A 20,226-nucleotide genomic window follows, 5' to 3' on the forward strand; every position below is an offset into this window, starting at 1 on the left:
GCTGGCCGTGCATGGCGTTGTGGGCTGGCGAGGGCGATGCGTTCGCGCCAGGGGCCGAGGTCTTTGGAGGATTCGACCATGATGCCGCGGCCGACATGGCGTTTGGAGCCTTGGGGTTTCGGGTTGCCGGGAACGAAGAACCTCGACGCTCATTGGAGCTGCTCGGCTCGTGAGTAGCCGCGGGCTCGGGAGTTGTGGGCGCCGAAGTTCAGCTGCCAGATATCGCCGGCGTTGGTTTCGATGGTGGCGTACCAGGCAGTGTCGTCGATGGCTTCGAAGTGGACGAGTTTGACGTCGGTGGCGCAGAAGTCGTCCAGGGTGCCGTCTTCGTCGAGACCGACGCGTGGGTTGGTGGTGGTCATGACGCCTGATCCTCGTCACGTCGCCATGTCCGGACGCGCTTCATGGCGCGCTCGGTAAAGACTCCGTTGAGTGCGGCCAGGAGCTCGTGGTCGGCTCTTTCGATGCTTGCTTCGATGACTTGGTCGATGAGTTCGGCGAGGTGCTTGAAGTGGTCGAGGCGGGCTGTTGGTGCGCCGCAGAGGCAGCCGAGGGTGTGGCCGTCTTCTGGGTCGGTGAGGCGGGTGTGGCGGGCGAGCAGTGATGCGATGCTGCGTTGGCGTGCGAGGGTCATGGCTTGCCCTTCGCGAGTAGTTCGCGGATTTGTGCTCGGGCGGCTTGGCCGGCGGTGGAGTGGTCGATGTGGTCGCAGATGCGGCCGTTGGGTCGGTAGCCCTCGTGGTCGCAGATGGTGCAGTTGTCGATGGCGGCCGGGGTGAGGTGCGGGTCGAGGTCGTGGAGCATGGCGTCGTAGGCGTGTTCGCGGGCGGCCAGGCGCTCGGCGGCGTGCGGGTCGCGGGGGTCAGCGTTAGGCATCTTCGACCGTTTTCGCTTCGGCGATCGGCGCCACGATCGCCGCGAGTTTGTCGCGGTTGCGTGCTTCCAGCGCGGCGTCCTGGCGGTCCTGCCGTGCTTCGCGTTCGGCGTCGGATTCACGTTCGGCCCGTTCGCGGCGGATCTCGCGGGAGAACTGGATGATCTCGGCGGGCTCCGGCGCCTCGGGGTGGGCGAGCGCTCGTTTCTTCACAGCGGCGACGAGGTCGGGCAGCTCTAGCTTGTAGACGGCGAATAGCTCTGCCCAGATGAGAGCTGTTGCGAGCGTGGCCTGTTCGTCGTCCATGCGTGGGGCGGTGCGGTGGTGGCAGGCGGCGACAACGGCCATGACTTCGAGGGCGTCTGCGGTGTTGCTCATTCGATTCCCTTTGGCGTGCGGGCGTTTTGGAGTTCTCGGGCGCGTTCTTGCTGGGCTAGTTCGGCGATGGTTCGTAGTTTGTGCTTCGGTTTGTCGCGGGTGTGCCCGTTGCGGCGTTTGACGACGTCGGCGGCTAGGGATGCGAGGACGTCGGGTCCGATTCCGGTTTTGGTGGCCCAGTCGGCTAGCGCTTCTTCCACGACGTCGGGCGACGTTCCGGTTTTGAGCAGCTCGCCGGCTCGGATGCGAAGTTTGGTTTGGGTGGCGGAGTTGATTTCGCGGGGGATGGTTGCGCGGACGAGTTCGGCTGCTGGTGTGGCAGCGACGCTGTCGCGCGCGGTGCTTTCCGTAGCTGACTCTGGGAGGTAACCAGAGTTCTCTTTACATGGGTTGGGTTGGGTATACCCGGGACTTCGCCGTGACTCCGTGTGTGACTCACGGCGTCCGTCACGCTGGTTGTCACGCTGTGACTCCTCCTGTGACTCCATGCGTGACTTTTGCTTGCGTTTTCGGGCTAATTCGCGGTCTGCCTCGATCTTTGCTCTGCTGTCCTGCCGTCCAGGTCCGACGAATTCGTGGAACTGATAGCCACTTTGACCGTCCTGTTCCGCGCCGTCGTGCCAGAAGCCGGCCGCGACGAGTTTCTTCGCTTTTTGCGGGCCTTTCGGCTGCTTTTTTACCCACCAGTCGGGTATGAATCCGTCGGTGAGGTAGCGCATGGACCATGAGCCCGCGCGGACCCACATGCCGAGTGCGTCGTCGCCTGCGCGCTCTGTTTTTGGGTGTCCGTCGAGGCCGTCGTCGACGCGGAAGTGAGGCATTACGTTGTCACCTCCTGGGTTTGTTCAGGCATTGATGGTCTCGGTTGGTTCGCTGTTTTCTGCGGCCCACCGCATGAGGCAGTCCAGGCAGCAGAAGTGGTTTCCGTGCTGCAAGCGGCCACCAGGCCGGTCACCATATGGCGGTATGCGCGCCCCACCGGGCTGATTTCGTCAGTCGGCGACCATGCGGATTTCTTCAGCCATTTCCCGCTGCCGACGGATCTCATAGCTGCCCGGCGCGATGCCCTGATAGCCATGCTCAGGATGACCCAGATACGCCGTGGAGCCCTCGGGCACGGACAGCAGCGCTACCCGCAAGTCCCGCGTGGGACCGGGCTGGACGTCGCAGTACACGGGGCCGTCGGCGGCGTAGATGGTGTGGGTGTTGCCGCCGGATTCACCACGGACAACTGGGGTTCCGGTGCTCGGCACCGCAGTGGTGGCGAGGATGCCGATGGCGGGGCGGATGAGGACGTCGCCCTGGCGCTGCACACCAGCCAGCACCGGGATGTCGATGTCGAGGTCCTGGGTGGTGCACACGTCGACACCGGTGGCCTCGATCATCTGAGTGGTTGTTGCCATTATTGTGTTTCCTTTCCTTGTGTTTCGGCACGGCTAGGTTGCGCGGGCCAACTTCTTGTATTCACGTTCGGTGAGGTCGAACGTCCAGGCCGCCGCCGCGGTTGCGGTGCGGCAGTCGGTTGGGATGGTGAGTCCGAATGTGTGGCGTGAGCCGTCACGTTCCCGGGTCGCGTTGTGCGCGACGAGTACCCGCACCGGCAGATCCAGCACGCTGCGCGGCACGTCATACAGACGCAGCATCTGCCCAGGGTTGCCCGGATCGGGGGCCTCGTCCGCGAGTTTCATTCCCGCGGCGGTGACGAAGCGATCCCAGCCGAGTTTCTCGATACCGCAACGCCGCACCTCTGTGTTCGACTCGTCCATGATCTTCTCGACGTCCCAGTCGGTTTCGATCAGATCGGCGGGGACTCGTGTGCCGTGCCAGGAGTAGACGCCCCAGCCGTCGGCCCATGCGACTGCTGGTCCTGTTTCGCAGTGCAGGCGGTGGCGGCCGCCCGCGGATTCGATGTGTAGCTCGCTGGGTAGGTCGCACACCATGACGAAGGCGCGGGTGGGCCACCAGTAGCCGGCTGACATGGCGTCTTCGCAGGCGCGTGCGCGGTCCCAGATGTTTTGGTCGAGTTGGAGTTCGACGACGTCGCGGAAGTAGGCGATGAAGGCGTTCCAATCAGCCCAATTGTGCCGCGAGAAGTATTGCACCCATCTGTCCCGGACGCTGTCCCAGACGCTGGCCCCGACGCTGTCCCAGACGCTGGCCCCGACGCTGTCCCAGACGCTGGCCCCGACGCTGTCCCAGACGCTGGCCCCGACGCTGTCCCCGACGCTGGCCCCGACGCTGTCCCGGACGCTGGCCCGGACGCTGGCCCGGACGCTGTCCCGGACGCTGGCCCCGACGCTGTCCCCGACGCTGGCCCCAACGCTGTCCCAGACGCTGGCCCGGACGCTGTCCCAGACGCTGGCCCCAACGCTGTCCCCGACGCTGTCCCAGACGCTGGCCCCAACGCTGTCCCAGACGCTGGCCCGGACGCTGTCCCAGACGCTGGCCCCAACGCTGTCCCCGACGCTGGCCCCAACGCTGGCCCCGACGCTGGCCCCGACGCTGGCCCCAACGCTGTCCCCGACGCTGTCCCAGACGCTGGCCCCGACGCTGGCCCCGACGCTGGCCCCAACGCTGGCCCCAACGCTGTCCCAGACGCTGGCCCCAACGCTGAGTCCGTTCTTTCGCGCCTCGTCGAGGATGTGGCCGGCGATCGGCGCCGCGAACGCTCCGACGATCGGCGAGGGCACCCGCACCACCACGCCAGGCCACGGAATACCCGCGAACTCGTAGCATTTACGCGCGCCAGCTTCCCATACCGCCCACTCCTCTTCGGTGAGGGGTGTTGTGCGCCAGCCGTATTCGATCCATTCCTGCGCGAACGAGGCCATGCGGTCGTGCTGTGCTGGTGTGAGCTGGGTGAGCTTCTTTTTGGTCATCGTGTGGCTTCTGCGCGACGAAGTGGTTGGTTGTCTTGGCCATCTTGGCGTAGGTAGACGTTGGTGTCGGGGCCGAAGAGTTGGGTGATGGCGTTGAGGCAGTCTTGGCGGTTGGTGTATGCCTCGCCGCTGTGGGCGCGGATGCGGTTGTTGCCGGCGTTGATTGCGCGCCATCGCCAGGTTTGTGGCCGGCGCTGCCAGGGGCGCGGTTTGGTCTGGTAGAGGTCTACGAAGATGACTGGGGGCAGGTCGAGGGCCATAGGGGTGTTACTTCCTGTCTGGTGTCAGCGATTGTCTTGAGTCTGAGCGCTTTCCAATACATCGATGAGTACTGACGCTTCGGCTTTCGTCAGGTCTTTGTTGGTTGCCACCAGGCGGGCGATGTTGCTTTCGACCCATCGGAACCAGTCCGTGCGGCCGTTGTCGTCGTCGGCGTAGCCTTCGCGTTGGCGCAGGATGGAGAGCTTCTGCAGTTGCGGCTTGGTGACTTTGTCGTCATCGTCGCGGTCGTCGGGCGGGGGCTCGGATGGTGTTGGAAGGTCTTCTGGTTGCGGCCGGGCGGCGGCCTGTGCTTGCGCCGCGGTGCGTGGCTTGATTCCAGTGCGCGGCACTGGTGGCGCGGCGTTCTTGCGAGGCTTGCGTTCCCGTATGGTGGTGGTGGTGGCTTGCTCGGCGACGCTTGCGGCGGGCGCCTCGCGCACCGTTTCGGGAACTGGTGTGAGCGGGGCCGATCCGTCGATCGCTGGCTGGCGGGGTGGTTCGATTGCGATCGTGCCGGGGGTACCGTCCGCGATGGGTATTTGGGTGCCGCCGAGTAGCTGCGCCGGTGAAACCTCGATGTCGAGTACTGGGACGGCGAATCGCTTTGTGGTTTGGCCGGGGCGTTTGACCATGCGTTGTTCGAGTCGTAGTCGGGCGGGTAGCATTTGGCCGCGGCCGGCCGCCAGCTGGACGACTTCGACGGCGCCCTGGAGTTCGACCGCGGCGTAGAAGCCTTGGCTGTCGATGCGCCACACGCCGAGCCCGGGAAGATCCCTGAGCATGACGGACAGCCGGGAGTGGATTTTGCATTCGCGGTTATCGGGGTCGCAGAGGCAGGGGCCTTCGCTGATCGATTCGTTGGCGCCGTCGCAGCGGCGTTGGCAGCCACCACCACTCCATAGTTCGTAGTTCTGGTTGAACGCCATATCTGAGGGCGGCACGATCACTGGGAGGGTGTCGGTTTCGGTGACGACTTCCCATTGGTTGCCGGCGGGCGCTTGCCACTCTGCGGGTTGGCCGCCGTATAGGAGGGCGGCTTGGTGGATGCGGTTGCGGTCCGGCGACGTGAGTCTGAAGGTGTCGAGTTTGGTGGGGCGCTTGCCTTTTCCGGCTGGGACTTGTTGGCCGATGCGGATGCGGCCGACCTCGGAGATGCGGCGTTGCAAATCGATTATCATTTCACGCCTGCCTCTACTAGCGGCTTACCCATGACTTTCTTGCTGGTCTCGTTGACCCACCGAAACGCCTCGATCATGTACAAGAACGCTTCGTGCACTTCGGTGTCGCACTGGATGGGGTAGGCGTCGCAGGCTTCCGGGGTGATTTGGATGACGAGGCCGGTGTCGACTTCTGGTACGGGAACGGCGAGTTCGCGTTCGTCTGCGCCGAGTAGGTAGTAGCGGCGACGGAACTTCTCGAACCGGCGGGGGCGCCAGACGGCGGCGTAGTCGGCGTTGCGGTAGGCGGCCAGCTGCGGCCCGACCTGTTCTGGGTAGGGGGTTTTGGGGCGGCCTTGGCCGTCGCGCGGGTTGCGGGTCGACTTGTAGTCGACGATGAAGCGGACACCGTCGATCGTCAGGAAGGCGTCGGCCTGGCCGGCGTAGCCGTAGGTGGGGTTGTAGACGCAGACTTCGGTGGCTTGGTAGGAGGGTTGGAATCGGTGCAGCCACTCGTCGAACCGCGCCAGGCATTTTCCGACCAATGCGAGTTCGCCGTCGACATCGACCTGGGGTCCGCCCTCGTGGATGATCAGCTCGCTGACGAATTCCTTGCTGGGCTTTTCGCCTGTGAGAGCGTAGGTTTCACACACTTTGTGGACCACGCTGCCGAACGCGGTGTCGGAGAGCCTGGTTTTGGGGCGGCGGAACCTGGCGTCGCGCAACCATTTGACGGCGGCGTCGCGGCCTTCGTCCTCCAGCATGGCTTGCCAGGTGGCGGCGCTGTCGATGGCGGCGTTGGCGGTTTGTTCGGCGGCCCAGTAGAGCAGGGCTGGTTTGTCGAGGACGCCGATGATGGTGGTGACGGACCACAGGACGAGGTCGTCTGCGGCTTGGGATTCGACGTCGAGGGCTTCTTGGCCGAGCTGTGGTGTGGTGGTCATGCGGCGCCTTTCTTGAGCTTTTGGCGCTCGTCTTCGCCCAGGCCGCCCCAGATGCCGTACTGCTCGTTGTTGTCCAGCGCGTATTGCAGGCATTGGCCTTTGACGTCGCAGTGTTTGCAGATGGCTTTGGCGTGGTCGTGGCGTTGTCCTTTGTGCGGGAAAAAGATTCGCGTTGTCTTGCCCGCGCAGGCGGCTTGCTTCAGCCAGCCGAGGTCTTCGGCGTGGCGAGCGGGGCGGTGGCTGGCCTGGGCGCGGCCAGGAAACGCCGTCACGCCGGACCATCCTTATCAAGCTGGTTGGCTTCGTCGCGTAGTTCATGCGCGGACCAACTCGGCTGCTCTGGGTGGGGGTATCCGAACAGTGCGGAGACTTCTTCGATGGTGTTGGCGGCGTCACGCATCCGTTGCGCCAGGATGGCGCTCATGCGATCACCTGTCCTTGGGCCGGCGCGTAGGTTGCGACGAATCTGTTCAGCAGCGGCAGATGCCGTGGGCAGTAGTTACTGACCGCATACACGACTACCTGCGCGGTTTCGGCGGTGCTGAAGCCCGAGTCCTTTTGGACACCGGTCAGCACACCCGATAGGCCGGGCAGCGTGGGATAGTCGTCCAGCGTGGAGCAGACTGCTGAGGCGTTGTATCGCGCGTAATTCAGCGCCGGCCCGGTGGGGTCGGCGTGCGCGGCTGGCGTTGCGGTATAGGCGGTGATGACTGCCGAGGCCAGGAACACGCGGATCATGCTGCTTTTCCGTCGAAATCGGCGTGTACCAACTCCAGCGCGGCATCCAACTCAGCCGACCATGGCGGCGGCGTCAGCGCGAAGCAGGTGAGGTCGCAGCACTCGACAAGACTGTCCAGCAACGAGCGCAGATAAAGGATGTCGCTCCAGAAATCGACATCGTCATCGGTCATGACCGGCTCAGCGACGACCAGCGGCAGGGCTTGGGTGCGGCGTCTGCGCAATATCCGCATCGGTCCGGTTATCCTTGGGATGCTCATCGGGATTTGGGTTCCTTTCTTGGTGGGTTAGCCCTCGGGTGCTGCCGCGCCCGGGGGCTTCTACTTGAAGCCGAAGAACTTGTCTTGCGCCTCGGCGCTGTGCTGCATCAGGTTTCGGATGTCCTCGACGATCACGTTGAGGGTGTCGAGCCGGTCGGCGATGTCCTCTAAGCCCAGCGGTCGCTGCTGCATCAGTGGGGTAAAAAGACCGTCGAGGACGGTGCCAGTAACCCCGGTTATCCCGTTAGGGCGCCCCTGCGGGTTGTGAGCCCGAAGCTCTGACCCGCAGGGGCTATCCGCCGCTGAGGCTGTGGTGGTGTCGCTATTTGGCGACGCGGCGGAATTCTGGATCGGCTCGCCGTCGGGCGATACGCCGAGCCGAAACGGATCCTCATCGGTCAGCAGAAAACACAGCGCGTCTCGCGCCTGGCCGGCGAGGGTGAATAAGGAGCGAGCGGCGCCAAGCACAGTCATCGCCGTACCTCTGCCAGGCTGCTCAGCTTTGCGGCGTAATACTCGGCGTTTGCCTTCCAGATCCGCGCGTCGGCCTGGGCGGCTGCGGTGGCAGCCAGCGCGTCGGTGAGGCGATGCCGCAGTTCTCCGATCTCGGCGCGGAGCGGGTCAACAGCGGGGAGGGTGAGGCTGTCGGTTGGGTCGTTAATCACATTGACCTCCAACTATTTTGGAGTCTTGCAAAGCTGGAAGGCCCGCGCCGGAGAAGGTAAATGACCAGCGCGGGCCGGCGCGCATCGCGGGCTACTTCACGACACGGGCCAGACATGGGGGTCACGACAGTTCCTCGCCGTCGCGGCGGCGCCGCTCATGCTCGGCGTACTCCAGCGCGATCGTCGCGAACAGGCAGAGGGCGGCGGTCAGAGCGGACCATTTGAAGTCGGAGTCCAGGCCGCCGACGAACGCGACAGTGGCGTAGAGCGTGGAGATCAGCGCGACGACGAGCAGCGGAGGCCGCAGGCGAGTCATGCTGTGCCGCCTTGGGGGTGGTCTGGCCCGACTTCCCCAGCCGGGCCAGACCCGTCTCCTACGCTCGGAGTGTCACCTACCAGCGAAGGAGAAAACCATGATGCGATTCGTTGCCTTACAGGCAGCCACTCACAAAGCCGGTGAGTCCATGTCCTATCGACTAGACGAATCGGTCGACATGACCGCGTTGGCCACACAGCTTTCAGTTGCGGCAACCACGGGCGAAGCCGTCGGAGTGAAAGCCCTACTGCCCGAACTCGTCGACCCAGTGTCGCTGTACATTCGGCCAGCAGCCTGGGCGGCGTGGTGGCTGATCGAAATCTCTGAATCAGAGTTGAACGAGGCTCAGATGAAGAAGAATCAGGGGCAGATCGCTGGACTGGCTGTGCTCGCCGCGATAGCTCAAGCACTGACGCAACGAGGGACTCCCCCTGCTGACGGGCCGAAGTGACGATGTCGGCGGCCATTATCGGCGCAGTCAGGAATGAGAAGGTGGCCTCGGCGCCGAAGGGTGATGGCTGGAAAGCGTCGAGCAGGTGCTCGACGACATCGGCTAGCTCGTCGCGGACGATCTCACGGACGCGGGCGTCCGACAGGCCTGACCCGCTCATGCGCTGGCGTCCGTGTGCATCAGGGCTTCGACATCGGCTCGCAGGTAGCGCCGGGGGCTGCCGGGGTGCAGGCGGATGGGAGTCAGGTGTCCGATTCGGTCCCAGCGGCGCAGGGTGCTGAAGCTGACTTGGAGGATTTCGGCTGCTTCGCTGATGGAGAGTATTTCCGAGGTATCGCTAGGGCTTTTGGCCATAGGCACGAACACTAGCTATAGCTAGCCAAGCGTGTCAACGACCGTCCGCGCGCGTCGTGAATTTTTACGTAGGTGTAGACAACTACGGGTATCTATAGCTACATTGACGGACTATGAGTACCGCAACAGTGGGTATGGCTCACCCCCAATTCAATTTCGGCGACCGCGTCCGCAAGGTGCGCAGGGATGTCGCTCGCATGAGCCAGGAACAGATGGCCGCCGCCATCGGTGTCAGCCGGAAGGTCTATTCGTCATGGGAGGCCGGGCACTCTCGACCAGGTGACATCGTCGCTATCGCGAAGAGGGTCGAGTCGTTAACGGGGGTGTCTGCCGGTTGGCTCCTAGATGTCACCGGCGACTTTCCAACCAGGCCTTCCGGCCAACCGGTAGGTTAGCGGGTGTCGACGGCGTCCCGTCAACCGGTGCGCTCGCTCAGCCGCCGTTTTGGTGGCCAGCAGCTCACCGACTATCCTTGACTGCCTGTACGGGGAGCACCGCATGTCATCGCATGACCATGCCGCGCGAGACCGTCCCGAAACCCCAACCGAGGAGTGAGGCCCGACCATGGCGACACCCAAGCGCAGGATGTCGCGCGCGAACACCCGAAGCCGGCGCGCGCAGTGGAAGGCCACCCGGACCGAGCTCGTCGGTGTGACGGTGGCCGGACACAAGCACAAGGTGCCCCGCAGGCTGCTCAAGGCGGCCCGCCTGGGATTGGTCGATCTCGACAAGCGCTAGCCATCCGGAGCCGTGCGCCGCAGGAATCACAGCCGCCGTAGATCTTGGTGCTCCGCTGTCCGGTTAATAGCGACAACTCGCTGTCGCTGGTAGCTGAAAACAGAGAGACATCCTTCCCGGCGGAGACCAAAGTGACGGATGTGACGGGAGCGTCCACGAAGCCGAGCCACGGCGCGCCTCTCAGCCCGCTCTCAGGCACTCGTAAGACACTGGTTCGCGTGCGAATCCTTGTCGTTGACGACGACCGCGCGGTGCGAGAGTCGCTGCGCAGGTCACTTTCGTTCAATGGATATTCGGTAGAGCTCGCCCACGACGGGGTTGAAGCCCTCGACATGATTGCCAGCGATCGGCCCGACGCGCTGGTCCTGGATGTCATGATGCCGCGGCTGGACGGCCTTGAGGTGTGCCGTCACCTCCGTAGCACCGGCGACGACCTGCCGATTCTGGTGCTTACCGCGCGCGACTCGGTTTCCGAGCGCGTTGCCGGCCTCGACGCCGGCGCCGACGACTACCTGCCGAAGCCGTTCGCCCTCGAAGAGTTGCTGGCGCGCATGCGGGCGCTGCTGCGCCGCACCAAGCCCGAGGACGCCGCCGAGTCGGTGGCGATGCAGTTCTCCGACCTGACACTGGACCCGGTGACCCGCGAAGTCACCCGCGGGCAGCGTCGGATCAGCCTCACCCGTACCGAGTTCTCCCTGCTGGAGATGCTGATCGCCAACCCGCGCCGGGTACTGACTCGCAGCCGCATTCTTGAGGAGGTGTGGGGTTTTGACTTTCCCACCTCGGGCAATGCGCTGGAGGTCTACGTTGGCTATTTGCGGCGCAAGACAGAGGCCGACGGCGAACCGCGGCTCATTCACACTGTCCGGGGGGTGGGTTACGTCCTGAGGGAGACACCACCCTGATGGTTCGGGTCCAGCGGCAACGGCACGCACCGTTGCGAGCGTCCAGCTCGTTGTCTTTGCGGTGGCGGGTCATGCTGCTGGCGATGTCCATGGTGGCGATGGTCGTCATCCTGATGGCGTCCGCCGTCTATGCCGTGATTTCGGCTGCCCTTTACAGCGACATCGATAACCAGCTGCAGAGCCGGGCCCAGCTGCTGATCAACAGCGGTTCGCTGGCAGCCGATCCCAGAAAGGCCATCGAGGGCACCGCCTATTCCGACGTCAGCGCAATGCTGGTGAGCCCGGGTGAGTTCATTTACACCGCCAATCTGCCAGGCCAGACACTGCCGGTGGGGCCGGCTGAGAAAGCGGTCATCCGCGGCGAGCTGTTCGAGTCCTGGCGCACCGCCGCCGATCAGCGGATACTCGCCATCCACCTGTCCAACGGCAGCTCACTGCTGATCTCCAAGAGTTTGCGCCCGACCGAGGCCGTGATGACCAAACTGCGCTTTGTGCTGCTGCTGGTCGGTGGAATCGGTGTCGCGGTCGCCGCGGTGGCCGGGGGCATGGTCACCCGGGCCGGGCTGCGGCCGGTGGCTCGCCTCACCGAAGCGGCCGAGCGGGTGGCGCGCACCGATGACCTGCGGCCCATCCCGGTGTTCGGTAGCGACGAACTGGCCAGGCTGACCGAGGCCTTCAACTTGATGCTGCGGGCGCTGGCCGAGTCCCGGGAGCGCCAGGCACGGCTGGTCACCGACGCCGGGCACGAATTGCGCACCCCGCTGACCTCGCTTCGCACCAATGTCGAACTGCTGATGGCGTCCATGCAGCCCGGAGCGCCGCGGCTGCCGGAGCAGGAGATGGTCGACCTGCGCGCCGACGTGCTCGCCCAGATCGAGGAACTGTCCACCCTAGTGGGCGACCTGGTGGACCTCACCCGCGGCGACGCCGGCCAGGTCGCGCACGAGCCTGTCGATATGTCTGAGGTCATCGACCGCAGCCTGGAACGCGTCAGGCGGCGCCGCAACGACATCCACTTTGATGCCCAGGTGACCCCGTGGCAGGTCTACGGCGACGTCACCGGCTTGTCGCGTGCGGCACTGAACCTCATGGATAACGCCGCCAAGTGGAGCCCGCCGGGCGGCCGCGTCGGCATCATGCTGCGCCAGCTCGACGCATCGCACGCTGAGCTGGTGGTTTCCGACCACGGCCCCGGGATTCCGCCCCATGAGCGGCGCCTGGTGTTCGAACGGTTCTACCGGTCGACGACGGCGCGGGCGTTGCCTGGTTCAGGTTTGGGGCTTGCGATTGTCAAACAGGTGGTACTCAACCATGGTGGATTGCTGCGCGTGGAGGACACCGTGCCGGGGGGCCAACCTCCGGGAACCTCGATTTACGTGCTGCTACCCGGACGGCCGATGCCCATTCCAGAGTCGGAGTCTGGGGAACCTGCAGAGGCTGTAGTGGGGCCGACGGCTCAGGCGGAGGCGTCCACCGATCCCGCAGGAAATGCGACTGGAATTGGCGCGAACTCTCCGGCTACGACGAACGTTGTCTCAGTGGACTCTCAGTCCGCGCGCGCAAAGTAGTAGTGCAGTTACTGTTGGCAATCAGGCCGACATGATCTAAAGACGAGGAAGAGCGACTTAGCGACATGACGAATCACCCGAGGTATTCGCCACCGCCGCAGCAGCCGGGATACCGTTCGGCGCCTAACGGCCCGGTGCCCCCCGCCTATGCCCAGGGGCCGCAAGACAACTACAACCAGCAGTTCGACTGGCGCTATCAACAGCCGTCGCCGCAGTACCGTCAGTCGTTCGGCAACACCGGGACGGGCACGATATCGGGGATGGGTGGCACCGGTTCCGCGCCGGTACCGGGGATCGGCGGCACGGGCGCCGGCGCAATACCAGGGATCGGTGGCACCGGGGCGGGACCGATACCGGGGATGCACAGCACCGGCGCTGGTCCGATACCCGGAATGGGTGGCACCGGGCAGGGGCCCATCCCCGGAATGCGCCCGCCAATGCCTGCTCCTCCTATGGGCGTACCCCAAAAGCGTTCGCGCGCCGGCTTGTTCGCCAGCGCATTGGCGATCGCGGTTATCTCCGCCGGCATCGGCGGCGCGGCGGCCACCGTGGTTGAGCTGGGCCACCAGTCCCCGGGCGGTCACGCCGGCGGGCTGATACCGGGGGCGGCGCCCAGCGTCCCGGCGGCGAACTTGGCGCCCGGCAGCGTCGAACAGGTCGCCGCCAAGGTGGTGCCCAGCGTCGTCATGCTGGAGACCGATCTGGGTCGTCAATCCGAGGAGGGCTCCGGCATCATCTTGTCGGCCGACGGCCTGATCATGACCAACAACCACGTCGTCGCGGCCGCCAACTCCAAAACGCCCCCCAGCTCCGGCCCCAGCCCCCTGCCGAGCGGTGGCGGCGGCACGCCGAAGACGACGGTGACCTTCTCTGACGGCCGCACCGCCCCCTTTACCGTGGTCGGCGCCGATCCCACCAGCGACATCGCCGTGGTGCGGGTTTCCGGCATCAGCGGGCTCACCCCCATCGCGATGGGCTCGTCGGCGGATCTGCGGGTCGGCCAGCCGGTGGTGGCGATCGGGTCACCGCTGGGTCTGGCGGGCACAGTGACCACCGGAATCGTCAGCGCGCTGAACCGGCCGGTATCGACGACCGGTGAGACCGGCAACCAAAACACGGTGCTGGACGCGATTCAGACCGATGCCGCGATCAACCCCGGCAATTCCGGCGGTGCATTGGTGAACATGAGCGGCCAGCTGGTGGGCGTCAACTCGGCGATCGCCACCATGGGTGGCGATTCGCCCGATGCCCAGAGCGGCTCGATCGGCCTCGGCTTCGCGATACCGGTCGATCAGGCCAAGCGCATCGCCGACGAGTTGATCAGCACCGGTAAGGCGTCGCATGCGTCGCTGGGCGTGCAGGTGATCACCGACAAAAGCACGCCCGGCGCCAAGGTGATGGAGGTGGTCTCGGGGGGTGCGGCCGCAGGTGCCGGAGTGCCGAAGGGTGTGGTCGTCACCCGCGTCGACGAGCGTCCGATCAACAGTGCCGACGCCTTGGTTGCGGCCGTGCGTTCCAAGGCGCCCGGTGACAAGGTCTCGCTGACCTATCAGGATCCATCGGGCGGCACCCGCACAGTGCAGGTCACCCTCGGCAAGGCGGAACAGTGATGAGAGCCGACGCGCAGTTGTCCGACCTCGGTTATACGGTTGCACCCATGGAAAAAGGCGCGGAATTGGTAGTCGGCCGGGCACTCGTCGTCGTCGTCGACGACCGCACCGCGCACGGGGACGAGGACCACAGTGGCCCGCTGGTCACCGAGCTGCTCACCGAGGCGGGGTTCGTCGTCGACGGTGTGGTGGCCGTCGCCGCTGACGAAGTCGAGATCCGCAACGCGCTTAACACCGCGGTAATCGGCGGCGTGGACCTGGTGGTGTCGGTCGGCGGGACGGGCGTCACCCCTCGCGACGTCGCCCCGGAGGCCACCCGCGACATTCTGGATCGGGAGATCCTCGGCATCGCCGAAGCCATCCGAGCTTCGGGTCTGTCCGCGGGAATCGTCGACGCCGGATTGTCGCGCGGTCTGGCGGGTATCTCGGGAAGCACGCTGGTGGTAAATCTCGCCGGTTCGCGCTACGCGGTACGCGACGGCATGGCGACGCTGAATCCGCTGGCAGCGCAGATCATCGGCCAGTTGTCGAGCCTGGAGATCTGACTCAGTCGCGCCGCGCCGCGGCGTCCGCTCGCGGTCACGGCGCGGTCAACCTTCGATGACTAATTGCCTGAAGAATGCGCGCTAGGCCACGAGTGGCCTACGGTTTTTTCGGGCGGCATCGCGTTGCCTGGTAACTCGCGTAAACGGAGGTGGTGCGCATGTTAAAGGGATTCAGGGATTTCCTGATGCGCGGTGACGTGATCACTGTCGCCATCGGTCTATCTGTGGCCCTGGCTTTCTCAACCCTGGTCAAGGCTTTCACGGACAGCGTGGTCAATCCGCTGGTTGCGGCTGCGCAGCCCGGTAAAGGCTTCGGATTGGGCTGGCAACTGGGCGACAAGGACAAGGCGACTTTCCTCGACCTCGGATCACTCATCTCGGCAATCATCTATTTCCTCGTCTTCATGACGGTCGTGTACTTCCTGATCGTGCTGCCCTACAAGAGCATCCAGGCCCGGCGTGGGGTAACGGTGTTCGGAGGGGAACCGGCGACCAAGGCGTGCGCAGAATGCTGTTCCGACATCCCGGAGGCCGCGAACAAGTGCAAGTACTGTGGCAGCGATCAGGCCGCACCTTCGGGACCCGGCGGCGCGCACTCAATGCAAGGTTAGAGTTAGCGCCTGACCCAGCGCCGAGCCCGCCACGGCGTTCGCCACCCGGGCCGGTAGCGCCACCAGGACCACGCGGTCATCCGCGGCGCCCTCGCTTTTCTCCTTGGCGGACACCAGGACGACTACGGCGTCGGTGGCCAAGACCAGGGGAGCCGGAGCGGCGGCCGGTTGTGTATCCGTGGCCGGTGCGGCCAGGACGTCGACGACATCGCCGACGCGAACAAGGTCGATCAGCGCGCTGTCCGCCAGATGCAGCGGCACGATGCGGGCACCGGGCCCGGCCGTCGACTCAGCCAGCCGGCTACCCAACAGCCGGACGTCGGTGAGCACCTCGCCGCGTCGCGTGGGGCCGGCCAGCGTCGAACCCACCACGCCCGCCAGGTCGGCTTGTGAGCCATCGGGAACCGTTGTCGCCGAACGCTTTTCGATACGGACGTCGTAAGCGGTCAGCGTCGTTCCAGGGCGCAGGTCGCGGTTGGCAACCACCACGTCGACCCGATCGCCGTCTGGGTTCGAGCGCAGCGTCGCAATGCCGGCCAGCACGACGAGCCCGCCTGCGGCGACGCGGCGAGCCAATACGGTCCGGGTCCAATCTGGGCGCAATGCTGTCGAGATCCGGCTGAGGAGGGTTGGATTCAGCGATGCTTCCGCCACACCGCAGAACGGTAGGCGCAGCCCACGCGCCGGATATGCCACCCGGTAGTAGCTTGTGGATAACGCTCTAGCTTGAGGCGCCTGCAGTAGCCGGCGCGGAAGTGCTGGTCGACTTCTCGCTGGAGGTCGCCGTCTTGTTCTCGCTCGAGCCTGAACTCGACGTGGCGTCGCTGGCCGAGGAACCGTTGCTCGAGCTGCTCGACTTCTTGCCCGATTCGCGGCTGTCGGTGCGGTAGAAACCGCTGCCTTTGAACACGACGCCTACGGCGTTGAACAGCTTGCGCAGGCGACCCGAGCACTTCTCGCACGTGGTCAGGGCGTCGTCGGTGAAGGCCTGCACAACGTCGAAGCGGTCAGCGCACTCGGTGCACTGGTAGCTGTAAGTCGGCACGAAAACCTCCGGAAAGTCAGGACTGTGTTAGCACTCTACCGTCTAAAGTGCTAGAACCGCCACGTGATTCGTCTCATTCCCGGACGAAGCGGGTCGTGCACCGTCAACCCAGCGCCACGACCCCGCGCCGCGGCGTGAGTGCGTGTGTCATCGGGACGTCATGCGGTTCGGCGGGCAGTTCGTCGACCAATTCCTCGTCGCGTACGACCGCCACCAGCCGCGCCGGTGGCTCCTGAGCGGCCAGCGAGCGGTCGTAGAAGCCGCGGCCCCGGCCCAGCCGCACGCCGTGGCGGTCAACCGCCAGCGCCGGCACCAGCACCAGGTCGGCCTCGGCCAGGGCCGACTCGGGCAGCCACGGCTCGAGTGGCTCGAGCAGTCCCCACCGGCCGTGGGCAAGCCCGTCGGCCCGGTATTCGCCCCACCGCAGCGGCAGCGGCGTGTCGTCTTCGGTGGTGCGCGCGACCGGCAGCAGCACCCGTCCGGCCCGCAGCAGCAACGCATCGAGCATCTCGATAGAACCTGGTTCGGCGCCCACCGGCACATAGGCGCAGACGGTGCTGCCGCTGCTCACCACCAGCTTGAGGTGATCGCTGAGTATCCGGGCCTCGGCGGCGCGAATGTCGTCGGCAACCTGACGCCGGGCTGCCTGCAACTGTTCCCGCAACACCGCCTTGCTGCCGGTCGCCATGTCATCAACGATGACAGCCCGAACAGTCCTGCCGCCACGCGGTTAGGCCAGTGCATAACGGTTATGGTGTGAGTCGATGTCATTCCCGCCAAACGCGCAAGTCCCCTACACCGCGATCGTCCCCGCGGCAGGCCTGGGCACGCGTTTCCTGCCCGCGACCAAGACGGTGCCCAAGGAACTGTTGCCCGTCGTCGACACGCCCGGTATCGAGTTGGTCGCCGCCGAGGCCGCCGAGGCGGGTGCCGAACGCCTGGTGATCATCACCTCCGAGGGCAAGGACGGCGTCGTCGCGCACTTCGTCGAAGACCTGGTCCTGGAGGGCACCCTCGAGGCCCGCGGCAAGAAAGCCATGCTGGCCAAGGTGCGTCGCGCCCCGGAGCTGATCAAGGTCGAGTCCGTGGTCCAGGCCGAGCCGCTCGGACTCGGGCACGCGATCAGCTGCGTGGAACCCACACTGGCGGCCGACGAGGACGCGGTGATGGTGCTGCTGCCCGACGACCTGGTGCTGCCGACCGGCGTACTGGAGACGATGTCGCAGGTGCGCGCCGAGCAGGGCGGCACGGTGTTGTGTGCCATCGAGGTAGCGCCAGAGGAGATCAGCGCCTACGGCGTCTTCGACGTCGAGCCGGTTGTACATGGGGACAATCCCGACGTGCTGAAGGTCAACGGCATGGTCGAGAAGCCGAAGGCCGAGGATGCCCCCTCGATGTACGCGGCGGCCGGCCGCTATGTGCTGGACCGTGCCATCTTCGATGCGTTGCGCCGCATCGAGCGTGGAGCCGGCGGCGAAGTGCAGCTCACCGATGCGATCGCACTGCTGATCAAGGAGGGCCATCCGGTACACGTCGTCGTGCACCCCGGATCTCGACACGACTTGGGAAATCCCGGCGGCTACCTCAAGGCTGCGGTTGACTTTGCATTGGATCGTGACGACTATGGCCCGGATCTGCGGCGGTGGTTGGTGGCGCGATTGGGCCTGACCGAGCAGTAGCCAGGCAATCGAGCTCCGTTCGCCCGACGTGGCGCCCGCCGGGGCTCGAGGGCAGGAAGGCGCGCTTGTGCGATCTGTTGAGGAGCAGCAGGCCCGCATATCGGCCGCCGCGGTGGCGCCGCGGCCGATCCGTGTTGCGATAGCCGAAGCGCAGGGACTGATGTGCGCCGAGGAAGTGGTAACCGAACGACCGCTGCCCGGTTTCGACCAGGCCGCGATCGACGGCTATGCGGTGCGCAGCGTCGACGTGCTCGGTGTCGGTGAATCGGGCATCTCCGGCATCTCTGCTGTTGAGGGGCTCGCCGACCCGGATACCGCCGACCCGGACGGGCCCAATGTGGTGACGCTGCCGGTGATGGGGACGATCGACGCCGGGTCGCGTACACCGAGCAGGCTGCAGCCCCGGCAGGCCGCTCGTGTGCAGACCGGAGCGCCGTTACCGACGCTGGCCGATGCGGTGCTGCCGCTGCGGTGGACCGACGGCGGTATGTCCCGGGTGCGAATTCTTCGCGGCGCGCCGTCGGGCGCCTATGTCCGGCGCGCCGGGGACGACGTCCAGCCCGGCGACGTTGCGGTGCGCGCCGGAACGATCATCGGCGCAGCCCAGGTGGGGCTGTTGGCCGCGGTTGGTCGCGAACGGGTCCTGGTGCACCCGCGCCCGCGGTTGTCGGTGATGGCCGTCGGAGGCGAGCTGGTCGACATCGCGCGCACCCCGGGCAACGGGCAGGTTTACGACGTCAACTCCTATGCCTTGGCGGCGGCCGGCCGGGATGCCGGCGCGGAGGTGAACCGTGTCGGCATCGTCAGCAAAGACCCCAAGGAACTGGGCGAAATCGTCGAGGGTCAGCTGAATCGCGCCGAGGTGCTGGTGATCGCCGGCGCGGTCGGGGGAGCGGCCGCCGAGGCGGTGCGGGCGGTGCTTTCCGAGCTCGGCGAGATGGAGGTGGCCCGCGTCGCCATGCATCCCGGGTCGGTGCAGGGCTTCGGGCAGCTGGGACGCGAGGGTGTGCCGACATTTCTGCTGCCGGCCAATCCGGTGAGTGCCCTGGTGGTGTTCGAGGTGATGGTGCGGCCGCTGATCCGGCTGTCGTTGGGCAAGCGCCAGCCGATGCGCCGGATCGTGCAGGCCCGCACGCTGTCGCCGATCACATCCGTGGCCGGCCGAAAGGGCTACCTACGCGGTCAGCTGATGCGGGATCAGGACACCGGCGAGTACCTGGTGCAGGCGCTCGGCGGGGGCCCGGGCGCGTCATCGCACTTGCTGGCCACCCTGGCCGAAGCCAACTGTCTGGTGGTGATCCCCACCGGGGCCGAGCAGATTCGCACTGGCGAGATCGTCGACGTCGCATTCCTGGCTCAGCGTGGCTGAGCCGGACCGACGGCGTACTTTCGTGAACCTATTTCGCACCAACTCCCGGCATCCCGGCTGGCCGTCGTCCGTCGGGCCGCTGCGCGTTCCGGCAGGAGTGATCCGGTTGCGCGCGGTGCGGATGCGCGACGGCGCGAAATGGAGCCGGACTCGGTTGGCCGACCGCGCCCACCTGGAGCCGTGGGAGCCCAGTACCGACGGCGACTGGAACGTCCGCCACGCCGTGGCCGCATGGCCGGCAGTGTGTTCCAGCCTGCGGTCAGAGGCCAGCAAGGGGCGCATGTTGCCGTATGTGATCGAGCTCGACGGACAGTTCTGCGGACAATTGACTATCGGAAATGTCGTCCATGGGGCATTGCGATCGGCGTGGATCGGCTACTGGGTAGCGAAATCGGCGACCGGCGGGGGCGTCGCCACCGGGGCGGTAGCGCTGGGTCTCGACCACTGCTTCGGTCCGGTCATGCTGCATCGCGTCGAGGCCACCGTGCGTCCGGAAAACGTGGCCAGTCGCGCCGTGTTGGCGAAAGTCGGCTTGCGCGAAGAGGGCCTGCTGCGGCGATACCTCGAGGTCGACAACGGATGGCGGGACCATCTGCTGATGGCCATCACGGTCGAAGAGGTGTACGGGTCGGTGACGTCGAGCCTGGTCCGCGCCGGTCACGCCAGTTGGGTATGACGCGAGACCGGAAGCCGTCATTTCACGGCGGAAGCCGTCAGTGCACAGTCAAAGCCGGCCGCAGCTACGACACGTCAGGGTTGTGTTGCGGGCGTGACACGAGTGACGCTTGGTGCTTGTAATGGGCAAATTACAGGTGTGTAATTGTCCTGGGCGTTTGCCCTGGGCCGCACAAGCTACCCATGGATATGGCCGGGGGATCG

General features: G+C 65.7%; 33 protein-coding genes. 12 read left to right on the top strand and 21 right to left on the bottom strand.

Annotated features, from left to right (window positions below):
- Positions 1-149: 149 nt before the first annotated feature.
- The 7 genes from AC5Y21_RS13465 to AC5Y21_RS13495 all read right to left on the bottom strand — a co-directional run bounded on the left by AC5Y21_RS13465 (position 150) and on the right by AC5Y21_RS13495 (position 3,354).
- Positions 150-362: a hypothetical protein gene (locus AC5Y21_RS13465; protein ID WP_499912952.1), complete on the bottom strand. Its 213-nt coding sequence runs from the start codon at positions 360-362 to the stop codon at positions 150-152.
- Complete coding sequence (locus tag AC5Y21_RS13470; RefSeq protein WP_499912953.1) at positions 359-634, bottom strand: hypothetical protein; 276 nt, start codon at positions 632-634, stop codon at positions 359-361. Before AC5Y21_RS13470 ends, AC5Y21_RS13465 begins: the two co-directional genes overlap by 4 nt.
- A complete protein-coding gene (locus tag AC5Y21_RS13475) occupies positions 631-876 on the bottom strand; it encodes a hypothetical protein (RefSeq protein ID WP_499912954.1) in 246 nt (81 codons plus the stop codon). The genes AC5Y21_RS13470 and AC5Y21_RS13475 overlap by 4 nt, the downstream gene beginning before the upstream one ends.
- Positions 869-1,252, bottom strand: coding sequence for a hypothetical protein (locus AC5Y21_RS13480; RefSeq protein ID WP_499912955.1), 384 nt, complete (start codon positions 1,250-1,252; stop codon positions 869-871). Before AC5Y21_RS13480 ends, AC5Y21_RS13475 begins: the two co-directional genes overlap by 8 nt.
- Positions 1,249-2,073 (bottom strand): hypothetical protein, encoded by an 825-nt coding sequence (locus tag AC5Y21_RS13485; protein WP_499912956.1) that lies wholly within the window; start codon positions 2,071-2,073, stop codon positions 1,249-1,251. The genes AC5Y21_RS13480 and AC5Y21_RS13485 overlap by 4 nt, the downstream gene beginning before the upstream one ends.
- A gap of 171 nt (positions 2,074-2,244) precedes the next feature.
- Positions 2,245-2,655 carry a DUF8820 family protein gene (locus AC5Y21_RS13490; RefSeq protein WP_499912957.1) on the bottom strand — a complete coding sequence of 137 codons (411 nt, stop codon included), beginning with the start codon at positions 2,653-2,655 and terminating at the stop codon, positions 2,245-2,247.
- A 33-nt stretch (positions 2,656-2,688) separates the two neighbouring features.
- Positions 2,689-3,354, bottom strand: coding sequence for a DUF6745 domain-containing protein (locus AC5Y21_RS13495; RefSeq protein WP_499912958.1), 666 nt, complete (start codon positions 3,352-3,354; stop codon positions 2,689-2,691).
- On the opposite strand from AC5Y21_RS13495, the gene AC5Y21_RS13500 reads away from it, so the two are divergent.
- Entirely contained in the window at positions 3,332-3,985 is a 654-nt protein-coding gene (locus AC5Y21_RS13500; protein ID WP_499912959.1) for a hypothetical protein, read from the top strand. The genes AC5Y21_RS13495 and AC5Y21_RS13500 overlap by 23 nt on opposite strands.
- A gap of 142 nt (positions 3,986-4,127) precedes the next feature.
- On the opposite strand, the gene AC5Y21_RS13505 is transcribed toward AC5Y21_RS13500, so the two are convergent.
- The 10 genes from AC5Y21_RS13505 to AC5Y21_RS13550 all read right to left on the bottom strand — a co-directional run bounded on the left by AC5Y21_RS13505 (position 4,128) and on the right by AC5Y21_RS13550 (position 8,472).
- Positions 4,128-4,391: a YegP family protein gene (locus AC5Y21_RS13505; protein WP_499912960.1), complete on the bottom strand. Its 264-nt coding sequence runs from the start codon at positions 4,389-4,391 to the stop codon at positions 4,128-4,130.
- A 24-nt stretch (positions 4,392-4,415) separates the two neighbouring features.
- Positions 4,416-5,570, bottom strand: a complete 1,155-nt coding sequence (locus tag AC5Y21_RS13510; protein ID WP_499912961.1) for a recombination directionality factor — start codon at positions 5,568-5,570, stop codon at positions 4,416-4,418.
- The gene (locus tag AC5Y21_RS13515) at positions 5,567-6,493 is read right to left on the bottom strand and encodes a PD-(D/E)XK nuclease family protein (protein WP_499912962.1); all 927 of its coding nucleotides are present in this window, start codon (positions 6,491-6,493) and stop codon (positions 5,567-5,569) included. The genes AC5Y21_RS13510 and AC5Y21_RS13515 overlap by 4 nt, the downstream gene beginning before the upstream one ends.
- Positions 6,490-6,765 carry a WhiB family transcriptional regulator gene (locus tag AC5Y21_RS13520; RefSeq protein WP_499912963.1) on the bottom strand — a complete coding sequence of 92 codons (276 nt, stop codon included), beginning with the start codon at positions 6,763-6,765 and terminating at the stop codon, positions 6,490-6,492. Before AC5Y21_RS13520 ends, AC5Y21_RS13515 begins: the two co-directional genes overlap by 4 nt.
- Positions 6,762-6,917 (bottom strand): hypothetical protein, encoded by a 156-nt coding sequence (locus AC5Y21_RS13525; protein ID WP_499912964.1) that lies wholly within the window; start codon positions 6,915-6,917, stop codon positions 6,762-6,764. The genes AC5Y21_RS13520 and AC5Y21_RS13525 overlap by 4 nt, the downstream gene beginning before the upstream one ends.
- Complete coding sequence (locus AC5Y21_RS13530) at positions 6,914-7,231, bottom strand: hypothetical protein (RefSeq protein ID WP_499912965.1); 318 nt, start codon at positions 7,229-7,231, stop codon at positions 6,914-6,916. The genes AC5Y21_RS13525 and AC5Y21_RS13530 overlap by 4 nt, the downstream gene beginning before the upstream one ends.
- Positions 7,228-7,491 carry a hypothetical protein gene (locus AC5Y21_RS13535; RefSeq protein WP_499912966.1) on the bottom strand — a complete coding sequence of 88 codons (264 nt, stop codon included), beginning with the start codon at positions 7,489-7,491 and terminating at the stop codon, positions 7,228-7,230. The genes AC5Y21_RS13530 and AC5Y21_RS13535 overlap by 4 nt, the downstream gene beginning before the upstream one ends.
- Positions 7,492-7,551: 60 nt before the next feature.
- Entirely contained in the window at positions 7,552-7,965 is a 414-nt protein-coding gene (locus tag AC5Y21_RS13540) for a death domain-containing protein (protein ID WP_499912967.1), read from the bottom strand.
- Positions 7,962-8,156 carry a hypothetical protein gene (locus AC5Y21_RS13545; protein ID WP_499912968.1) on the bottom strand — a complete coding sequence of 65 codons (195 nt, stop codon included), beginning with the start codon at positions 8,154-8,156 and terminating at the stop codon, positions 7,962-7,964. The genes AC5Y21_RS13540 and AC5Y21_RS13545 overlap by 4 nt, the downstream gene beginning before the upstream one ends.
- 121 nt (positions 8,157-8,277) lie before the next feature.
- Positions 8,278-8,472 (bottom strand): hypothetical protein, encoded by a 195-nt coding sequence (locus AC5Y21_RS13550; RefSeq protein ID WP_499912969.1) that lies wholly within the window; start codon positions 8,470-8,472, stop codon positions 8,278-8,280.
- A 148-nt stretch (positions 8,473-8,620) separates the two neighbouring features.
- Here AC5Y21_RS13550 and AC5Y21_RS13555 point away from each other — a divergent pair, with 148 nt between their 5' ends.
- Complete coding sequence (locus tag AC5Y21_RS13555; RefSeq protein WP_499912970.1) at positions 8,621-8,923, top strand: hypothetical protein; 303 nt, start codon at positions 8,621-8,623, stop codon at positions 8,921-8,923.
- A 156-nt stretch (positions 8,924-9,079) separates the two neighbouring features.
- On the opposite strand, the gene AC5Y21_RS13560 is transcribed toward AC5Y21_RS13555, so the two are convergent.
- The gene (locus AC5Y21_RS13560) at positions 9,080-9,277 is read right to left on the bottom strand and encodes a MerR family transcriptional regulator (protein WP_499912971.1); all 198 of its coding nucleotides are present in this window, start codon (positions 9,275-9,277) and stop codon (positions 9,080-9,082) included.
- Between the two features lie 197 nt (positions 9,278-9,474).
- Between AC5Y21_RS13560 and AC5Y21_RS13565 the strand changes: the two genes are divergently transcribed.
- The 7 genes from AC5Y21_RS13565 (at position 9,475) to AC5Y21_RS13595 (ending at position 15,254) form a co-directional block, all read left to right on the top strand.
- Positions 9,475-9,672: a helix-turn-helix domain-containing protein gene (locus AC5Y21_RS13565; protein ID WP_499913030.1), complete on the top strand. Its 198-nt coding sequence runs from the start codon at positions 9,475-9,477 to the stop codon at positions 9,670-9,672.
- A gap of 169 nt (positions 9,673-9,841) precedes the next feature.
- The gene (rpmF, locus tag AC5Y21_RS13570) at positions 9,842-10,015 is read left to right on the top strand and encodes a 50S ribosomal protein L32 (RefSeq protein WP_499912972.1); all 174 of its coding nucleotides are present in this window, start codon (positions 9,842-9,844) and stop codon (positions 10,013-10,015) included.
- Between the two features lie 218 nt (positions 10,016-10,233).
- The gene (gene mprA / locus AC5Y21_RS13575) at positions 10,234-10,920 is read left to right on the top strand and encodes a two-component system response regulator MprA (RefSeq protein WP_499912973.1); all 687 of its coding nucleotides are present in this window, start codon (positions 10,234-10,236) and stop codon (positions 10,918-10,920) included.
- A complete protein-coding gene (locus tag AC5Y21_RS13580) occupies positions 10,920-12,488 on the top strand; it encodes a HAMP domain-containing sensor histidine kinase (RefSeq protein ID WP_499912974.1) in 1,569 nt (522 codons plus the stop codon). Before mprA ends, AC5Y21_RS13580 begins: the two co-directional genes overlap by 1 nt.
- A gap of 65 nt (positions 12,489-12,553) precedes the next feature.
- Complete coding sequence (locus tag AC5Y21_RS13585) at positions 12,554-14,098, top strand: S1C family serine protease (RefSeq protein WP_499912975.1); 1,545 nt, start codon at positions 12,554-12,556, stop codon at positions 14,096-14,098.
- Positions 14,098-14,643 carry a MogA/MoaB family molybdenum cofactor biosynthesis protein gene (locus AC5Y21_RS13590; RefSeq protein WP_499912976.1) on the top strand — a complete coding sequence of 182 codons (546 nt, stop codon included), beginning with the start codon at positions 14,098-14,100 and terminating at the stop codon, positions 14,641-14,643. Before AC5Y21_RS13585 ends, AC5Y21_RS13590 begins: the two co-directional genes overlap by 1 nt.
- A gap of 158 nt (positions 14,644-14,801) precedes the next feature.
- On the top strand, positions 14,802-15,254 hold the full coding sequence (locus AC5Y21_RS13595) for a large conductance mechanosensitive channel protein MscL (protein WP_499912977.1): 453 nt from the start codon (positions 14,802-14,804) through the stop codon (positions 15,252-15,254).
- Here the strand turns inward: AC5Y21_RS13595 and AC5Y21_RS13600 are convergent.
- The 3 genes from AC5Y21_RS13600 to AC5Y21_RS13610 all read right to left on the bottom strand — a co-directional run bounded on the left by AC5Y21_RS13600 (position 15,240) and on the right by AC5Y21_RS13610 (position 16,987).
- Positions 15,240-15,908: an SAF domain-containing protein gene (locus tag AC5Y21_RS13600; RefSeq protein ID WP_499912978.1), complete on the bottom strand. Its 669-nt coding sequence runs from the start codon at positions 15,906-15,908 to the stop codon at positions 15,240-15,242. The two genes, AC5Y21_RS13595 and AC5Y21_RS13600, sit on opposite strands and share 15 nt — an antisense overlap.
- A gap of 67 nt (positions 15,909-15,975) precedes the next feature.
- Entirely contained in the window at positions 15,976-16,299 is a 324-nt protein-coding gene (locus AC5Y21_RS13605) for an FmdB family zinc ribbon protein (protein WP_499912979.1), read from the bottom strand.
- Between the two features lie 103 nt (positions 16,300-16,402).
- Positions 16,403-16,987, bottom strand: a complete 585-nt coding sequence (locus AC5Y21_RS13610; protein ID WP_499912980.1) for a 5-formyltetrahydrofolate cyclo-ligase — start codon at positions 16,985-16,987, stop codon at positions 16,403-16,405.
- A gap of 76 nt (positions 16,988-17,063) precedes the next feature.
- Between AC5Y21_RS13610 and AC5Y21_RS13615 the strand changes: the two genes are divergently transcribed.
- The 3 genes from AC5Y21_RS13615 to AC5Y21_RS13625 all read left to right on the top strand — a co-directional run bounded on the left by AC5Y21_RS13615 (position 17,064) and on the right by AC5Y21_RS13625 (position 20,023).
- Positions 17,064-17,978 (top strand): UTP--glucose-1-phosphate uridylyltransferase, encoded by a 915-nt coding sequence (locus AC5Y21_RS13615; RefSeq protein WP_499912981.1) that lies wholly within the window; start codon positions 17,064-17,066, stop codon positions 17,976-17,978.
- A gap of 67 nt (positions 17,979-18,045) precedes the next feature.
- Positions 18,046-19,347: a molybdotransferase-like divisome protein Glp gene (glp, locus tag AC5Y21_RS13620; protein ID WP_499912982.1), complete on the top strand. Its 1,302-nt coding sequence runs from the start codon at positions 18,046-18,048 to the stop codon at positions 19,345-19,347.
- A gap of 22 nt (positions 19,348-19,369) precedes the next feature.
- Entirely contained in the window at positions 19,370-20,023 is a 654-nt protein-coding gene (locus AC5Y21_RS13625; protein WP_499912983.1) for a GNAT family N-acetyltransferase, read from the top strand.
- Positions 20,024-20,226: the final 203 nt, after the last annotated feature.

The organism is Mycobacterium sp. NGS41, from assembly GCF_059812725.1.

What these genes read in the sequence shown, in the direction of transcription:
- AC5Y21_RS13515 (WP_499912962.1), bottom strand. Translation starts at nt 6,493, where the DNA reads ATGACCACCACACCACAGCTCGGCCAAGAAGCCCTCGACGTCGAATCC.
- AC5Y21_RS13505 (WP_499912960.1), bottom strand. Translation starts at nt 4,391, where the DNA reads ATGGCCCTCGACCTGCCCCCAGTCATCTTCGTAGACCTCTACCAGACC.
- AC5Y21_RS13565 (WP_499913030.1), top strand. Translation starts at nt 9,475, where the DNA reads ATGAGCCAGGAACAGATGGCCGCCGCCATCGGTGTCAGCCGGAAGGTC.
- rpmF (WP_499912972.1), top strand. Translation starts at nt 9,842, where the DNA reads ATGGCGACACCCAAGCGCAGGATGTCGCGCGCGAACACCCGAAGCCGG.
- AC5Y21_RS13540 (WP_499912967.1), bottom strand. Translation starts at nt 7,965, where the DNA reads ATGACTGTGCTTGGCGCCGCTCGCTCCTTATTCACCCTCGCCGGCCAG.
- AC5Y21_RS13510 (WP_499912961.1), bottom strand. Translation starts at nt 5,570, where the DNA reads ATGATAATCGATTTGCAACGCCGCATCTCCGAGGTCGGCCGCATCCGC.
- AC5Y21_RS13550 (WP_499912969.1), bottom strand. Translation starts at nt 8,472, where the DNA reads ATGACTCGCCTGCGGCCTCCGCTGCTCGTCGTCGCGCTGATCTCCACG.
- AC5Y21_RS13530 (WP_499912965.1), bottom strand. Translation starts at nt 7,231, where the DNA reads ATGATCCGCGTGTTCCTGGCCTCGGCAGTCATCACCGCCTATACCGCA.
- AC5Y21_RS13585 (WP_499912975.1), top strand. Translation starts at nt 12,554, where the DNA reads ATGACGAATCACCCGAGGTATTCGCCACCGCCGCAGCAGCCGGGATAC.
- AC5Y21_RS13490 (WP_499912957.1), bottom strand. Translation starts at nt 2,655, where the DNA reads ATGGCAACAACCACTCAGATGATCGAGGCCACCGGTGTCGACGTGTGC.
- AC5Y21_RS13535 (WP_499912966.1), bottom strand. Translation starts at nt 7,491, where the DNA reads ATGAGCATCCCAAGGATAACCGGACCGATGCGGATATTGCGCAGACGC.
- AC5Y21_RS13525 (WP_499912964.1), bottom strand. Translation starts at nt 6,917, where the DNA reads ATGAGCGCCATCCTGGCGCAACGGATGCGTGACGCCGCCAACACCATC.
- AC5Y21_RS13595 (WP_499912977.1), top strand. Translation starts at nt 14,802, where the DNA reads ATGTTAAAGGGATTCAGGGATTTCCTGATGCGCGGTGACGTGATCACT.
- AC5Y21_RS13590 (WP_499912976.1), top strand. Translation starts at nt 14,098, where the DNA reads ATGAGAGCCGACGCGCAGTTGTCCGACCTCGGTTATACGGTTGCACCC.
- AC5Y21_RS13580 (WP_499912974.1), top strand. Translation starts at nt 10,920, where the DNA reads ATGGTTCGGGTCCAGCGGCAACGGCACGCACCGTTGCGAGCGTCCAGC.
- AC5Y21_RS13465 (WP_499912952.1), bottom strand. Translation starts at nt 362, where the DNA reads ATGACCACCACCAACCCACGCGTCGGTCTCGACGAAGACGGCACCCTG.
- AC5Y21_RS13615 (WP_499912981.1), top strand. Translation starts at nt 17,064, where the DNA reads ATGTCATTCCCGCCAAACGCGCAAGTCCCCTACACCGCGATCGTCCCC.
- AC5Y21_RS13555 (WP_499912970.1), top strand. Translation starts at nt 8,621, where the DNA reads ATGTCCTATCGACTAGACGAATCGGTCGACATGACCGCGTTGGCCACA.
- AC5Y21_RS13475 (WP_499912954.1), bottom strand. Translation starts at nt 876, where the DNA reads ATGCCTAACGCTGACCCCCGCGACCCGCACGCCGCCGAGCGCCTGGCC.
- AC5Y21_RS13480 (WP_499912955.1), bottom strand. Translation starts at nt 1,252, where the DNA reads ATGAGCAACACCGCAGACGCCCTCGAAGTCATGGCCGTTGTCGCCGCC.
- AC5Y21_RS13485 (WP_499912956.1), bottom strand. Translation starts at nt 2,073, where the DNA reads ATGCCTCACTTCCGCGTCGACGACGGCCTCGACGGACACCCAAAAACA.
- AC5Y21_RS13470 (WP_499912953.1), bottom strand. Translation starts at nt 634, where the DNA reads ATGACCCTCGCACGCCAACGCAGCATCGCATCACTGCTCGCCCGCCAC.
- AC5Y21_RS13610 (WP_499912980.1), bottom strand. Translation starts at nt 16,987, where the DNA reads ATGGCGACCGGCAGCAAGGCGGTGTTGCGGGAACAGTTGCAGGCAGCC.
- AC5Y21_RS13560 (WP_499912971.1), bottom strand. Translation starts at nt 9,277, where the DNA reads ATGGCCAAAAGCCCTAGCGATACCTCGGAAATACTCTCCATCAGCGAA.